Annotated in this window: 8 protein-coding genes and 1 other annotated feature; of the genes, 1 reads left to right on the top strand and 7 read right to left on the bottom strand. The window is 47.4% G+C overall.

Annotated features, from left to right (window positions below; translation table 11 throughout):
• Positions 1–493 (bottom strand) — a sequence feature (16S ribosomal RNA rRNA prediction is too short).
• A 579-nt stretch (positions 494–1,072) separates the two neighbouring features.
• Positions 1,073–2,338, bottom strand: coding sequence for a tyrosine--tRNA ligase (gene tyrS / locus DESPCE1_RS0101055; RefSeq protein ID WP_019849188.1), 1,266 nt, complete (start codon positions 2,336–2,338; stop codon positions 1,073–1,075).
• Positions 2,339–2,575: 237 nt separating this feature from the next.
• On the opposite strand from tyrS, the gene DESPCE1_RS0101050 reads away from it, so the two are divergent.
• Positions 2,576–5,215, top strand: coding sequence for a transglycosylase domain-containing protein (locus DESPCE1_RS0101050; RefSeq protein ID WP_014792193.1), 2,640 nt, complete (start codon positions 2,576–2,578; stop codon positions 5,213–5,215).
• A gap of 145 nt (positions 5,216–5,360) precedes the next feature.
• On the opposite strand, the gene DESPCE1_RS0101045 is transcribed toward DESPCE1_RS0101050, so the two are convergent.
• From DESPCE1_RS0101045 to DESPCE1_RS0101015, 6 genes are all read right to left on the bottom strand, one after another.
• Positions 5,361–5,723, bottom strand: coding sequence for a hypothetical protein (locus DESPCE1_RS0101045; protein WP_014792192.1), 363 nt, complete (start codon positions 5,721–5,723; stop codon positions 5,361–5,363).
• A gap of 107 nt (positions 5,724–5,830) precedes the next feature.
• Positions 5,831–7,822, bottom strand: coding sequence for a sigma-54-dependent Fis family transcriptional regulator (locus DESPCE1_RS0101040; RefSeq protein WP_019849187.1), 1,992 nt, complete (start codon positions 7,820–7,822; stop codon positions 5,831–5,833).
• 300 nt (positions 7,823–8,122) lie between these two features.
• Positions 8,123–9,694, bottom strand: a complete 1,572-nt coding sequence (locus DESPCE1_RS0101035; protein ID WP_019849186.1) for an FAD-dependent oxidoreductase — start codon at positions 9,692–9,694, stop codon at positions 8,123–8,125.
• A 543-nt stretch (positions 9,695–10,237) separates the two neighbouring features.
• Positions 10,238–10,486 carry a twin-arginine translocase TatA/TatE family subunit gene (tatA, locus tag DESPCE1_RS0101025; RefSeq protein ID WP_014792189.1) on the bottom strand — a complete coding sequence of 83 codons (249 nt, stop codon included), beginning with the start codon at positions 10,484–10,486 and terminating at the stop codon, positions 10,238–10,240.
• A gap of 76 nt (positions 10,487–10,562) precedes the next feature.
• The gene (locus DESPCE1_RS0101020) at positions 10,563–12,932 is read right to left on the bottom strand and encodes an endonuclease MutS2 (protein WP_014792188.1); all 2,370 of its coding nucleotides are present in this window, start codon (positions 12,930–12,932) and stop codon (positions 10,563–10,565) included.
• 31 nt (positions 12,933–12,963) lie between these two features.
• Entirely contained in the window at positions 12,964–15,582 is a 2,619-nt protein-coding gene (locus DESPCE1_RS0101015; protein WP_019849184.1) for a DUF3656 domain-containing protein, read from the bottom strand.
• Position 15,583 lies beyond the last annotated feature (1 nt).

The following is a 15,583-nucleotide window of genomic DNA, read 5'->3' as shown; positions in this document are numbered from 1 at the left end:
GTCATGCAAGTACAATATTTTCATACCTGCCGTTCGTCCCTGAAGACAGTACTTTACAACCCGAAGGCCTTCGTCGTACACGCGGCGTTGCTCCGTCAGACTTTCGTCCATTGCGGAAGATTCCCCACTGCTGCCTCCCGTAGGAGTCTGGGCCGTGTCTCAGTCCCAGTGTGGCCGTTCACCCTCTCAGGCCGGCTACTGATCGTCGCCTTGGTAGGCCTTTACCCCACCAACTAGCTAATCAGACGCGGATCCATCCATTAACGATAGCATGTTCAGAGGCCATCTTTCCTTATCCCATGATGCCATAGGATAAGCTTATCCGGTATTAGCCCTCGTTTCCAAGGGTTGTCCCGGTCTATTGGGTAGGTTATCCACGCGTTACTCACCCGTCCGCCACTAAGAACTCTCTAAGCAAGCTTATTGAGTTCTCCGTTCGACTTGCATGTGTTAGGCACGCCGCCAGCGTTCGTCCTGAGCCAGGATCAAACTCTCCATAAAATTTATGAAGAAAATTTGATTGCTCAAATTGTCTTTACTCATTTGACGAGTCATTGGCTGTTCCTTGTTGTTTAGTTTTCAAAGACCATCTTTTCTTTCGCCACTCTCGGTGACGGAACCTTAGTTTAGCAGATTTGCTCGTTTGCGTCAACTACCAATTTCTTCATTGTTTTTAGCCTCTCGGCATTTTATGAATTCTTGATATTATAACCCTCTTGAGCAACTGCCCCTGCACCATCCGACCCCTTAGTCCGACGATTTTTAAAAGCTCGCCTTACTAGCGGCGACATTTATAGATTTTATCAAAGCGTCTTCGAAAAGTCAACATCTTTTTTTAATTTCTATAAAAGACTTTTAAAAGCTCCCTCATGGCACAAGTTCTTTCCACGAGGCTTTGTCATAATATCACTGAAATATAACTATGTCAACACACTATTTTTAATCACTTAGTTTTCACCTGATTATAGGAACAAAGCTGCAGTCAGAATATTATCCAATATCCTAATATCGCAAAGGAGCTCTCCCCAAACGTCAAAGAAGCACGGCGAGTGTTCCACTGCCGTGCTAATTCCTATCCGAGCAATTTCATTAAGTAATAATTCTTCTTGCCCCGTCGAATGACGATAAACCGGTTTTCAATTTTATCCAACTGGGCCACGGTAAGGGCTGTATCGGTCTGCCGAATACCATTTACATACACCGCTCCGCTCTCCATGGATTCCCGGGCTTGTCTCCTGGAGGATACTGCACCCACCTTAATCAGTGCATCCACGAGAAGCATCTCCTGATCCTCCACATCAGCAGAAGGTACATCACTAAAGCCTTCTTCCACTTCAGCGGCGGTTAGATTTTCAATCCCCCCGGTAAATAAGGCCTGGGAAATCTTCTCAGCCCGCTCGCGAGCTTCAACCCCATGGACCAGCTCGGTCACTTCCTTGGCCAGCATCCTCTGGGCATTTCGTTTTTCCGGTTGGTTCTCCACTTCCTGAGCTAAGCCATGGATTTCTTCAATGGAAAGGAAGGTAAAGAAATTAAGGTACTTCACCACATCCCGGTCGTCGGTGTTTATCCAGAATTGATAGAACTTATAAGGCGAGGTCTTATTCGGATCCAGCCAGACCGCTCCGCCTTCCGTCTTACCAAACTTGGTTCCATCACTTTTGGTAACCAAAGGTACCGTCAAGCCGTGAACCTGACGATCTTCTCCCACAGACATCCGGCGAATCAGGTCCGTCCCTGAGGTGATATTTCCCCATTGGTCACTGCCACCGATTTGCATCTCACAGCTATAAAGCTCGTTGAGCTTGAGAAAATCATAAGATTGCAGAATCTGATAGCTGAATTCCGTGAAGGAAATCCCACGACTCATTCTTGATTCCACGGATTCCTTAGCTAACATGGTTCCCAAAGAAAAGTTCTTCCCGATATCCCTTAGGAATTCGATAACATTGATTGTTCCCAGCCATTCATAGTTATTGGCCATAATAGCTGGATTCTCGACTCCGTCAAAATCAAGGAAGCAACTCAGTTGTTCCTTAATCCGATCAGCCCATTCCTGAACCACCTCCGTAGGATTCAGGGTCCTCTCGCTGGTTTTGCCGCTGGGATCGCCGATTAAGCCGGTTCCCCCGCCCACCAGCGCAATGGGGCGGTGTCCCGCAAGTTGAAAGCGTCTGAGCATTAAGACGGGCAGCAGATGGCCGATATGTAAACTATCCGCAGTCGGATCAAAACCACAATACAAGGTCATGGGTGATTCAAGACGCTTATGCAATGCGTCTTCGTCCGTTGTTTGATAGACTAAACCTCTGGCTTTTAAATCATCGAGAATATTCATGCCTTTCATTCCCCCCTAATTCTTATTATTATACTGTTTTATGACTTCCATATCAACTCGTAAAGATCTATACACAATGGGCCTTTGAACTTGTCCCATAATCTAGAGATTTTGTTAATAACGAAAATATGTTATAATTCTGCTGTGACGAAGTACACTTAAACAGTGTACTTTTTCATCATGTTGTTCACCGGAACAAGACTTGGAAAATTATTATTAATTCAGGAGGGACAAGATATGGCATCTCCCCCAAAAAAAACTCCACCGAAAAGACCTCGAAAGAAGAAGCGTGTTTCAAAGTTACGGGTCTTTTTAGTGAGTTTTGGCTCCGTATTCACATTGGCTTGTATAGCCTTATTGATTTATGTCCTGTACGTTGTCGCTGGAACCCCGGATTGGCATCCCGATACCTTGACCAACCAAAAGCAAACTTCCTTTGTCTATGATATGGACGAGAATCAAATTGCCGAGCTCCATGCCGCAGAGAATCGGCAGATGGTGGATTCATCAGAGATTCCCCAGCTTGTAAAAGACACGTTTATAGCTGTGGAAGACAAACGGTTTAACGATCATTTTGGTGTGGATCCCATCCGGATTGCGGGTTCCCTGATCGCCGACTTGAAAAGTCAGTCTTGGAAAGAAGGCGCCAGCACCATTACCATGCAGCTTGCCAACAATGCCTTCATTGAGAACCCTCGGGAAAAAACCCTGGTTCGCAAGCTTCAACAAGCAGCTCTGGCTATCCAACTGGAAAGGGAGTACACAAAAGACGAAATCCTCACCTTTTATCTTAATCGCATCTTTTTCGGTGAATCCTCTTTCGGTATTCAAGCTGCCGCCAAGACCTATTTTGGCAAAGATCTCAAGGAGCTGGATCCTGATGAAATCGCACTTCTTGCCGGGTTGCCGCAGGCTCCCAGCGGCTATAACCCCTATTATCACCCTGAAGAAGCTAAAAAACGCCGAACAATCGTACTCGGCGTAATGAGGGACGCAGACCTTATTACAGCCGATGAGTATGAGCAATACAAAGACTCGCCTTTTGAGCATGTGGAAAACGTCAAGGCCAACCGGGCCGAATCGGAAAAACCGCTGGTTGCCGGTACTAATTATCAATATCCTTATTTTGTTGATCATGTCATTGAAGAGCTCATCAATGAACACGGTCTTACAGAGGACCAAATCTTCAACGGCGGCTTAAGAATCTATACCACTGTAGACACGAAGATTCAGGCAGCAGCAGAGAAGGAATTTGCCAATGCTGCGAACTTCCCGCAAAGTGTGGACGAAATCCCCGTTCAAGGAGCTATGACCGTCCTTGATCCCAAGACAGGCGCCATTCGGGCTTTAGTGGGCGGCCGGGATCACAGTACAGCCCGAGGATTAAACCGGGCCACCCAAGCCCGCCGCCAACCCGGTTCAACCGTTAAGCCTTTGGTGGTCTATGCCCCGGCTCTTGAAAAAGGCGGCTTTTTCCCAGGAACGGTCCTGGACGATATGCCTGTTAAGTATAATGCCGGCAATGGCCAAGTATGGGCTCCCGTCAACTACGATACCGAGTACGCCGGTTGGCGCGGTCTTATAACAATGCGTTTTGCCGTGCAAAACTCTGTCAACGTCTATGCAGTCAAACTTATGAATCAGGTAGGTATAGAATACAGTTGGAACTTTGCCAAAAACAGTCTTGGACTCCCCTTAGAAGAAAGCGATAAGGTCTTGAGCTTATCTCTGGGAACCAATCATATGTCCACCTTGGATATGGCTTCCGCCTATGGTGTGTTTGCCAATAACGGGGTTCGGGTGGCCCCTCATGCAATAGATAAAGTGCTGGACTCCAACGGCAAAGAAGTCCTCGTTCCACAGATTACCAAGGAACGAACCATGAAGGAAACCTCCGCTTATCTTATGAACAGCATGCTGCGCAGCGTCGTCACCAGCGGAACGGGAACCCGGGCTCAATTTGGTAATTGGGCTGTTGCCGGTAAAACGGGCACCACTTCTCTGGACCCGGATATTTACGGTTATCGTACCGGTAACCCCGATGCCTGGTTTGCAGGCTATACACCTGAGTATGTAGGCATAGTCTGGATGGGCTATGATAAAGACCCTGACAAGAATCACTATCTCCGTAAAGTTTACGGCGGCCAGTATCCGGCCCAAATCTGGAAAAATGTCATGACCACGGCCCATGAAGGCTTGACTGTACAGACAGAATTCCAGCAACCTTCCGGTATAGTCAGCGGTGACTTCGATACAAAATCCGGATTAATACCCAGCAGTTTGACACCCAAGGATTTTATCCGCAGAGAGATTGCTGCTCAAGGTGATTTCCCCACCCGTGTCAGTGATGTTTGGGTAGAAAAAGAAATCGATAAAGATCATCCTGAATATCTTGCCGGTACAGGCACCATTAATAAAGAGAAAAAAGTGTTCCTTAACATCACCGGCCGTGATCCTGAGGTTACTTGGCCAAGCGATGAGCAGCCCTATAAGATGCCTGAGCAAGAATATAACGAAACGCCTCCTCCCAGCGAGACGACCTCCCCGCCGGCAGGGGATCCCAGCATCCCGATTCCGACCCTGGGAGCTGTGGCTTATGATGCAGCCCAAAGCTTGGTAACCATCCCTGTAGCCTTTCCTGAGGGAAGCGAAGGACTCAGCCTCATCGTGTATGTGAAATTCCCTAACCGTGATTTTGTTCAGCCCTTCTCCAGCGATGCCCAGCCCGGAGTATCAGATCAGATTCATATTCCCTTAAGCATAGAGGGTGAACCTCCCTCACCGGGTAATTATAGTTTCTGGGCATGCTTACGAGACCCCGAAAGCGGTGCAACCAGCCCCCCTTCCAAAGTAGCTATCCTGACTATTACAGACTAAAGAATAGCAAAAGTCCGTGTGAAACTTAGATTTTCACACGGACTTTTGCATAACAGATTTTATATGGGCTTTTTCACTTTGTTATGTGTCGAGTTCAAAGCAACTATGTTTAATAACGCCCATCCTTGGCTTCTGACAGAATCGCTTACTTCTTCTTAATCGCTAAGAAGTAGATGATTGCCAGAATAACGACGACTCCACCAACAACAATCCATGGGCTCATGGGCTCATGGGCCTCTGCAGGCTCTTCAGTAGGTTGCTCAGCTGGAGCTTCTGTTGGAGTCTTATCCGGAGATTCTACTGGTGTTTCAGATGGAGTCTCTGCCGGAGTCCCCGCTGGAGTCTCTGCCCCACCGCCAAAACCTTCTTCGTGACATGGAGTACAGGTTTTGCCATCCGGACTCAAGTCAGGATAAGCGTTTGTGTTCGCTGCCGAACTTAAGAACAGTCCAACGGAAAGGCTTAAAAACAGCGCAAACATCACTAGAAACCGACCTTTTTTACTCATTTCTACTCACCCCCCTAGGTAGTATAATATCACCAACAACTTGCACGAACAAGTACGTTCTTGGAATAATCCAAAAACTTTTTATTTGTGAAAGATAGCATTTTGGATTATTTGACTGCTCTTAAGTCAGGATGCTCTTGTAACTTATTATAAATCGTCTTTCGGGTTACACCTAATTTCTCAGCCGCCGCAGTGACATTACCGCCGACAGATTTGAGTACGTGATCGATAATTATAGCCTCGGCTGTGTATAAGAGCCCTTGTTCTTGTTTCTTCAGACCTTTGGTCAGGACATCTTCCACCAAGCCTCTAACTTGATAGTTTTGATAAGATTCTTGGATTCTCTTAGATAAATAGTCAGCCTTCAGAGTCGTACCTGCTCCCATCAAAATGATAGCTCGCTCGATAGAGTGCTCCAATTCTCGGACATTTCCCCGCCAGGAGTAATTTTCAAGGGCGTCCACAAACTCTTGATCCATCTCAATGGTTTGCCTCAGGCTATATTTACGAGAGAATTTCTCGATAAATTCTTTCGTCAAAAGCAGGATATCTTCCCTGCGTTGTCTCAAAGCAGGTAATTCAATAATGAAAGTACTAATGCGGAAATAGAGATCCTCCCGGAATAACCCCTTATCCGACTCTTCCAGAAGGTCCTTCTTCGTAGCCGAGATTAAGCGGATATCCACAGAGATTTCTTTGGTACTCCCCACCTTTTGGACTTTCCCTGTAGAAAGAACCCTCAGAAGTTTAATTTGATCCTGAACGGGCATGCTTTCTATTTCATCTAGAAATAAGGTTCCCCCGGAGGCCGCTTCGATCTTACCTACTTTACCACCTTTTAAGGCTCCTGTAAAGGAACCCTCCTCATAGCCAAAAAGCTCACTTTCCACCAACTCCGCAGGAATAGCCCCGCAATTAATAGCAATAAAAGGCCTCTCCCGGCGTGGACTGGCTGCGTGGATGGCCTGGGCAAACATTTCCTTTCCTGTTCCATTCTCCCCGAAGATCAGGACCGGGACAGAAGTACCTGCCACATTCAACCCAGTGGATTTTGCTTCGTTTAATTCAGCACTGTTGCCTACGATATCTTCAAAGCTATATAAGCCATCAGTAGCCTTGAGATCTTGACCATTCTCCCCAAGTCGTTGAGGGAGTAACTGTTTTTCTTCTAAGGTGATGACTTTGCTCTTTACGATCTTACCTTCATCCAAGATGCTGCTGTTTAATATGAAGGTCTTACCATTCACCTTAATCTCTTGGCGGGCAGACGCTAAATCCCAATCTTCTTGGGAGAAGAACTCGCTTAATTTCTTTAAGGGATTCTTTCCTTTGCTCAGATTCACCAGGGTTTGAAATTTCTCGTTATAGTGAACCGATTTTTTATGATTGACATAAGCCACGCCTTGAGGAAGCAGATCAATAATATCCTTGATTTTCTTTTCATGCTGCTGGGTAATCGGTAAGTAAAGTCTATCAAAGACCTGGGCAAGATAAGTGACCATCCAATAGGCTTCCTGAGCTCTTTCACAATCTCTTAAACCAATGGCGATTGCTCCCAAGACCTCACCTTGGGGATCGTGAATCGGGGCCGCTACCCCAACCCCTTCTATGTAAGGCCGGTCTTGGTAGTTCAGAGGACTGACCAAAGCAACCGGCCTGTTCTCCGCTAAGGCAAGGGCAGTAGTTGTGGTTCCCACCGTTCTCTCTGAACATTCTCCGATGAGATTGGCAAAAGGACTCCCTATATTATCATGGATTTGCTTGGTAAACCCCTCTCTTGCGGCAAAGGAAAAGGTAAACCCTTCATAATCAATTAATTCTATAGCGTGTTTAATAAAGAAATGATACCGCTCTAAGTACTCTATAAGACGGTTAAGGTCATTGCTTCTCGACTTATCTATGGGATGATGACAAGGTTTTTCAAAGGGATTCACCCCGTATTGCTGACTTCGAACCCATGAATTATAAACTCCTTTGGGAACAATGCGCTGATCCACAGGCTTGCCTTTCATAAAAAGCTCCCGCTGATCTCTGCATTTTTCCAGATAGGCTTTTTCTGTCCCTTGACTTATCCTTTGAAAAAGTTCGTGAGCATTCATGGGGCTCCCTCCATTCAACTATATACGGTGAAGCAAGCGCACTTACTCTTGAATCCACTTTCACAACCGATGAGCTGATTAGGGTCTCTTTCTAAATACTATTCTCTTTATTGATTATACTATCCGGACCCCACGAAAACCATAAAAAAAATTGATTATAGCTCTAGGATACATTAATTGCTTCGATTAGAGCAGGGGACATGCTCCATGTCTTCAAACCATACAACATGAACTATCCCCTTCATTCACTTTATCCGAATCCATGATTTCCTTTGACTATGCTTATGTTATGGTCAAATTCTATTTACCGACTATATGCTTTCCGGCAATATAGCCAAAGGTGCCGGCCGAGGCAATTCCACCGGTATAAACTTCTCTGAAAATACCTGCACAAGGGGGGCAGGCATAGAGATTAGGAATCGGCGTTCTTTGAACATCAAGAACTTGGGCATTTTCGTTAATAGCAAGACCACCGAAAGTATGGTAGATATTCGCGGTGACAGGTACAGCATAGAAAGGGCCTTGGGCAATCTTATTGTGATTGAGCAGCCTGGGAACTTCAAGACTATCTGTGGTACCGTTATCAATGGCCTTATTGTATTCGTTAATCGTTTTCAAAAAGGCCTCCTTATGCATACCATGAATTTCTTGGCACTTTGCAGCCAACTCCTCAAGAGTCGCGGCTTCTACAACCTTACCCCCCTGATCCTTATACATTTTAAGAATCGCTTCGGAACCCGCCACTTTGTCATGAATGGCCTTGTCACCAATCATAAAGGCCATCGCTCTTTTTTGCTTTAATAATTCTTGAGGGAGTCTGGCGTATTTGGCTTCGATGGGAGATGTCTCATCTGCAAAACGTTTTCCTTGAAGATTGACTAGAACACCTGTGGTCTCATCAGGGAAAAGGAAGTTGACCCACATGGGAACGGCAGGGCGCCCGCCGCCGATGCCTGGCAGGCTTTGAGGATCGCCGGCACGCTTTTCCTCATAGACCTCCGGATCATCTTCAACCGCTGGCCCTGGAACAATACCGGAAAAAGTTCCAGAGAAGGTTGAGAAGTTTCCCTGTGTCATGGCTCCAACACCCTGGGCCATAAGCATTCCGCTTCCCGTATTATAGGGAGTTCCCATATTGCGGGCTACATCCCCATTAGGTCCAATATACTTGGCCATTAATCCCTTATTGGACTGGAATCCACCCGTTGCTAAAATAACGGCTCCAGCCTTAATGAAGATGGCCTTGGATTCGCCTTTCTTTATCGCCTGAACACCGCAAGGGATGCCAACCTCATCAATGACAAGGCGTAGAACCCGTGTCTGGGTCATGATTGTACCGCCTTTACCTGTGACGAAGTTCGCCAAAGCATCAAAATAGGCCTTATGCCTAAGATATCCCGGTTCGCCGGATCCTAGCCCATAATCATTATTGAACCCCTTGCCCCCCGGATGCTTTGTGAGAGGAATACCGTTTTTTTGTAACCAAGGAAGATATACTTGCCTAAAGGTTTCTACATACTTTTTAGCAAGTACGGGATCATGCAATCCTTCAGTGTGTTCTTTGTACTTTTCCCATGTGTCTAAACCCCAAGAATGGATGGTGCCGCCTGAATAAGCAGAACCGCCGCCAAGAAAAGCACTAATTTCGCAGAGGATGACTTTTTTACCTTCTTCCGCGACAGCTGCAGCTGCGCTTAATCCGCCATTACCGCCACCGACGACGACAACATCCGTTTCCTGATCCCAAACTTCGGGAGCCGCTGCCGGAGCAACTGCCTCCGTATTATTACAACCGACTAGAAAACCGGATCCCGCCACGACTGCAGCACCGGCAGCGGCCCGTTTAATAAAATCTCTTCTGTTAATAGTCATTACGATTCCCTCCTAGAATTTTTAGGATTAATTAAATCGTTCTTATTGGGATTTTGAAAGATTTTTTGGGGATGCTTTGGTAAGGGCACACTTTCACAAACCATCTTGAGTTTTACCGTTTTTCCCTCTTGCGCTCCTTTTAATATCATTCCATTTACCCCTTCGGTGCTATGGATTTACTGCCCCTGCTTACTGTGGGAGCAGCTGTTATGAATTTTTCTCTTCCCTCCTTTATATACCTACTAAAGACTTCCAACCCCGAAGAGTGATTTGACATCTCTATATAATGCAAAAACTATGCCAACTTTATCTCTTTAAACTGGTTTGTTTAAAATAGCACCTTAGTAGGCTTTGGGAGCTCTCCCTTGGATTTTTAAGTATTATTCCTTTGTGAAAAAATTACACAAGATCATATCTGAGTATTTTTGTAACAGCTACTTGTTGCATTAAGGATGAGTATAAAAAGGCCTTGAGCGCTCTTAAATTTGGGCCAGTCATAACAAAAAAAGAAGAATTAGCTTTCCTAATTCTTCTTTCCTTGTCTTATTCCTTATCGCTTTCAGCCGTTTCTTCCTTTTTACTCTCGGCCGGCTCTTCTTTTTTGCTCTCAGCAATTTCTTTTTTCTTTTTCTTACTATCATCCTCTGAAAAATCGGTGGCATCTTTAAATTCTTTGATCCCTTTACCCAAGCCCTTACCCAGTTCAGGGAGTTTTCCAGGTCCAAAAAGAATCAGAGCAATAACCAATGCAATCACCGCAACAGTAGGAGTGATCATAGCAAATGTTACCATATCTTCACCTCAAGTCAATATTTCATATACAAGCATTATATACATATCCAGCATGAAAAATCCAGAGAAAGTTCTTTTATTTTAATTCGACGACGGTTACTCCTAGATCCCCTTCCCCATGCTGCCCTAAGCGGAAGGATTTGACATGGTGATGCCCACGCAGGAATTCATGAATCCCCAGTCTTAAGGCTCCTGTCCCTTTTCCATGAATGACGTAAACTTGGCCAACACCTGTTAGTACGGCGTCATCCAAGTATTTATCCAATTCATAGCTGGCCTCTTCCACCATCATCCCCCGTAGATCGATTTCCGTACGAATGGTTTCGGCTTTTTTCATACCGACTTTTCCCTGTCCGCCTACGGATCGGGTGGGCTTGGCCACCTTCTCTTCCTGGATCAGCCGGATTTCACTGAGAGGGACATTCAGCTTGATCACTCCTGCCTGGACGAAAATCTCCCCTGAAGCATTGGGAAGCTTAAGGACCTGTCCTTTTTGCCGGAGCTTGGTCATATACACCATCTGTCCCAATTTAATCTCTTGGGGGTCCACTCCCTGAGTGGCTCTAGCCGGAGTATCTTGTTCTCCCACCTTATTGGATAATTTACGAATCCCTTGACGGGTCCGTTCAATAGCTTGTTGATCCTTTCGCTCCTCTTTAAGGGCAAGCTTCAGCTCATCAATAAGCCTCTCCGCTTCTCTCCTTGCTTCCCGGACAATCTCTACGGCCTGATCTTTGGCCATGGCCATAAGCTCCTGATACTCGTCCTCCAGCTTTTGGGATTTCTCCTTCAGGCCAATACTTTCTTTCTCAATAGCCTGACGCTCCTCACGCGCCCGGCGTTTTTCCAAATCAATCTCCCGTTGAGTATCCTCAAGGTTTTCGATTAAATCAGCTACCTGCATTTCCCGCTCTGTAACGAAGGTTCGCGCCCTGTCCAAAACCCCTTCCGGCAATCCCAGCCGTCCGGCGATATAAAAGGCATTGCTTTTGCCGGGAATACCTACCAGCAAGCGATACGTAGGCCTTAGGGATTCCGAGTCAAATTCTACAGAAGCATTTTCTACCCGGGTCGTATTATAGGCAAAATTCTTTAAAGCTCCATAGTGGGTGGTGGCTACAATTCTTGCTCCCCGTTCATGAAGTTCAGCGATTATCGCCATAGCCAGTGCAGAACCTTCCGTAGGGTCGGTACCCGCTCCCACTTCATCAAGCAGGATGAGGGAGCGCCGGTCTGCTTTTTGCACAATCTCGACAATATTTTTCATATGGCCACTGAAGGTACTTAAGGACTGTTCCACACTCTGCTCATCCCCAATATCTGCAAAGATCTGGGTAAAAACCCCCACCCGGGAGTCCGATTCGGCAGGAATATGCAAGCCGCACTGCGCCATAGCTGCCAAGAGTCCAATGGTTTTCAACGCTACCGTTTTTCCGCCGGTATTGGGGCCGGTGACCACCACTGTATCAAAGCGAGTCCCTAATTGGATGGTTAAGGGTACCACTTTTCCCGTAAGGAGAGGATGCCGTGCCTGAACAAGGCTTATCTCCTGCTTTTCGGTAAGAACTGGAGCTCCTGCATTCATTTCCTCACTGAGCCGCGCTTTAGCTAGAATGAAATCCACCCGGGCCAGAGCTTCATGAGCATCGGCAATGGCTTCTGCTTCCCCTTCCACACGGGATGAGAGGAGTAAAAGAATCCGCTGAACCTCCCTTTGTTCCTTAAGAACGACTTCCCGCAGCTCATTTCCCAAGTTGACCACAGCCATGGGTTCAATATAGAGGGTCGCCCCACTGGCCGATTGATCATGGACGATGCCCGGAAAGGATTGGCGATATTCCTGCTTGACCGGGACTACATAGCGCTCCGAGCGCTGGGTAATAATAGGATCCTGGAGAATCTTTTGGTAGGCGGGGTTGCGAATGATTCCATCTAAAGTTTCCCTTATCCTCGTCTGCAAGCGGGAAACACCCCGGCGCAAATCCGCCAAAGCGGGGGAAGCTTGATCCGCTACCTGACCATCCTCCGTAATACAGCGGGTAATCTCCTCCTCTATACCCTTGGGCAGAATAACCTGCTCCATGATTCCTTTAAGATGAGGAACCTCTGTTTTCCCTTCTTGAAGACTTTGCTTTATGATGCGGGCTGCTTTTAAAGTATCCCGAATATGCAGCAGCTCATCCGGTGTTAAGGTCCCTCCCTTTAAGCACCGTTCCAGATAGGGTCGAATTTCTCGAGCTCCCCGTACCGAAAAAAGCGGATTAATCCTCAGTATACTCTTGCCTTCACCGGTTTCCTCCAGGGCCCCCCGCACCAAATCCAGATGAGGATAGGGCTTTAACTGTTCTACCAATTCCCGAGCCCGGAGCATAATGCACTGGCTGGCAAGCCGTTCTAAGATTTTATCGAAGTCGAGTTTCTTAATTACCCGTTCATTGAGTACCATGTTCTCTGGTTTTCCTCCCTTTATCTTTGACTCACGAAACCACACCTCGGAAGTAATGCCCCTTGGTGAATCCCTCCGGAAAACGTTCCCCAAGATAAGCACTGACCTTTTCTGCCTGTTCCTCGGATAGACCCTCCCCTTCGAGAGCTCTCCCCCAACCTTCGAGGAAGACTCGCACCGTATCCCGAATTTGGACGGGGGTTGCCCGGTCCAGTTGCAAACGAATCCGTGCCACGCCCATTTTGGCGAGGCTGTCTAACTCCTTGTAGAGATTTAACCTCTTTACATTATAGAGATGCATCCGGCAATCCAAATCTGTCTCAATGGGGAAATCATAGTTTAGCCGATCCCTCAAATAATGAGGCTCCTTCACACAGGGCACCGTGCATTTTGACCCTTTTTTGCCTCCCAAAGTAGCACCCACAGGGCAATATTCGCTGACCATCATCTCCATATCCCCGAAGACAAAAACCTCTGTCCTGGGCCAGCGAGCTAAGGTTTCAATCTGACTGCGCTCAAGCTCTGTGGATAGGGTTACCCCTTGAGCTCCTAAACGGAGGAAATGGGCGACAGCTGCTCCATTAAAGATATTGACGGGATAATCCACCTCAAAGGGCCAATCCGGATCTATAGCCTTCGCCATCTCCAGTTCACTCAGGTTGGAAACCATAATGGCAGGCCGGTCCTCCCAATCCTTCACTTTAAGTAAGAGCTCATACCACCAGGCGCTTTGCTCCTCATTCAATATCCGGGGCAAGCGCAGGATACTCGTCCCTCCCTGCTCCTTGCAAAGCCTTACGCCGGCTCGAATATCCTCAAAGCTCATTCCTTTGCGGGAACGCCAACGTTCTCCTCCCATGGCAATCCGCTTAGCGCCTGCCTTTAAAGCCGCCTTCACTCCCTCGAGATCGCTGACGGCAACGGTTAGGCCCATTGCTGCAGAAGCGGAATCCCTTCGGTAATGAACTTTTCCGCACTCTTGAGCAGACCCTATGAGCTGGTCCCGCTCCAGCTTCAGTCTATTTTGCCATTCTTCACGTCTCCGGTTATAGACTTTTCTGGTGACTTTTTCTTTGATACGGGACTTATGGAGCAAGCTTTCAATAGCTGACCGCCGCATCTCATTAAGCTCACTGACCGGCAGCATGAGCCCTTCCTCCACCTCTAGGTTCAATTCCTCCAGCCGGAAGGGAGTCGTCCCTAAGCGCCCCAGCTGCTGGAAGACATACTCCCGGGTTAGGGCCCGTTTCATGGCCTGTTGAGCCGGAGTTGCTGAATTTATCCGGACATGTTTATCCCGATCCCAGGCCTCCAAAACCAAAGGCTCCCCGATCGAGCCTGATAAGCGCATTTTCAAGGGACGCCTCCGCTGCTCTCTGCCCTCTTGAAAGCTCTGGCGGGCTTTTTCCATTAATAGCTCATCATGAGTTTTAAAGACCCGGTCTCCGGGGTGGGATTTACCCGCAAATTCGATCTGAACGATATCTCCCGGTTTTCCTTCTTCGATCTCCCTCTTGCCTTGCCAAACCTTCTGGACCGTGATCCCTTCCCGGCCCCGGCTTGTCCAGACCTCGATTCCGTCTCCAGGTCTGAGGTACGCCTCTAGTTTAATCTCCAGTTGATTGCCTTTATTCCGGACAATCCTGCCCAGACGGATCCCCCTATTGTTGGGGCGGGCATAGCTCATCAGCTCCGCCCCAGGGTGACTATGGAAATAAGCCTGGGAAAAATCCCGATTAAAAATCTGCAGCAGTTCGGTCTTTTCCTCTTCCGTTACCCCTGACCCACCGTTTATGTCCTCCTCTTGAGAAAGCACGTGATCCAGGGCACGACGATAAATACGAATGACTGTAGCCACATACTCCGGCCTCTTCATCCGTCCTTCCACTTTCAAGGAATAGGCCCCACACTCTTTTAAATTGTCAATCTCCTCCACAAAATTCAAATCCCGTGGACTCAAGAGATGATTACCTAAGTTAGCCTCGGCCAGCACATCCTTTTTCTCTTTATTCATCAGCTGGTAGGTCAACCGGCAAGGTTGAGCGCATCTTCCCCGGTTCCCACTTCGGCCCCCAATATAACTGGACATCAAGCATTGACCAGAGTAGCAGATACATAAAGCCCCATGAACAAAAACCTCAATATCCAGAGCTGTCTTCGCCGAAATGGCCTTCATCTCTTCCGCCGTCACTTCCCGGGCAAAGACCACCCGCTGAAAGCCCAGCCTTTCCACATGACGAACACCCCAGGTCGTATTGATGGTCATCTGGGTACTGGCATGACGCTCCATCTCCGGCAAAACACTGCGGACCATTTCCGCCACTCCAATATCCTGAAGGATTAGGGCATCCACCCCAATCTCGTATAAACTATAAATATAATCGTAGAGTTCAGGAAACTCCTGATCGGCAATCAAAATATTCACCGTTACATAAACCATCGTTTCCCGCTCATGGGCATAGTGTACCACCCGCCTCAGTTCATCCAGATCAAAATTAGCCGCACTGGCTCGAGCATTAAAGCTCCTTCCCCCCAGATACACCGCGTCGGCCCCATTCTCTACAGCAGCTTTAAAGGCCTCATAGCTCCCCGCCGGAGCCAGGAGCTCCATAGGGGCCCGGCCTTCCTCCGAATCCATAATCTCTGACATT

Source organism: Desulfitobacterium sp. PCE1, from assembly GCF_000384015.1.
Lineage (GTDB): Bacteria > Bacillota > Desulfitobacteriia > Desulfitobacteriales > Desulfitobacteriaceae > Desulfitobacterium > Desulfitobacterium dehalogenans.
Note: the sequence above shows the minus strand (reverse complement) of the source record. Positions and strands in the feature narration are given on the sequence as shown.

What these genes read in the sequence shown, in the direction of transcription:
- DESPCE1_RS0101035 (WP_019849186.1), bottom strand. Translation starts at nt 9,694, where the DNA reads ATGACTATTAACAGAAGAGATTTTATTAAACGGGCCGCTGCCGGTGCT.
- DESPCE1_RS0101020 (WP_014792188.1), bottom strand. Translation starts at nt 12,932, where the DNA reads ATGGTACTCAATGAACGGGTAATTAAGAAACTCGACTTCGATAAAATC.
- DESPCE1_RS0101040 (WP_019849187.1), bottom strand. Translation starts at nt 7,822, where the DNA reads ATGAATGCTCACGAACTTTTTCAAAGGATAAGTCAAGGGACAGAAAAA.
- tyrS (WP_019849188.1), bottom strand. Translation starts at nt 2,338, where the DNA reads ATGAATATTCTCGATGATTTAAAAGCCAGAGGTTTAGTCTATCAAACA.
- DESPCE1_RS0101045 (WP_014792192.1), bottom strand. Translation starts at nt 5,723, where the DNA reads ATGAGTAAAAAAGGTCGGTTTCTAGTGATGTTTGCGCTGTTTTTAAGC.
- tatA (WP_014792189.1), bottom strand. Translation starts at nt 10,486, where the DNA reads ATGGTAACATTTGCTATGATCACTCCTACTGTTGCGGTGATTGCATTG.
- DESPCE1_RS0101050 (WP_014792193.1), top strand. Translation starts at nt 2,576, where the DNA reads ATGGCATCTCCCCCAAAAAAAACTCCACCGAAAAGACCTCGAAAGAAG.
- DESPCE1_RS0101015 (WP_019849184.1), bottom strand. Translation starts at nt 15,582, where the DNA reads ATGTCAGAGATTATGGATTCGGAGGAAGGCCGGGCCCCTATGGAGCTC.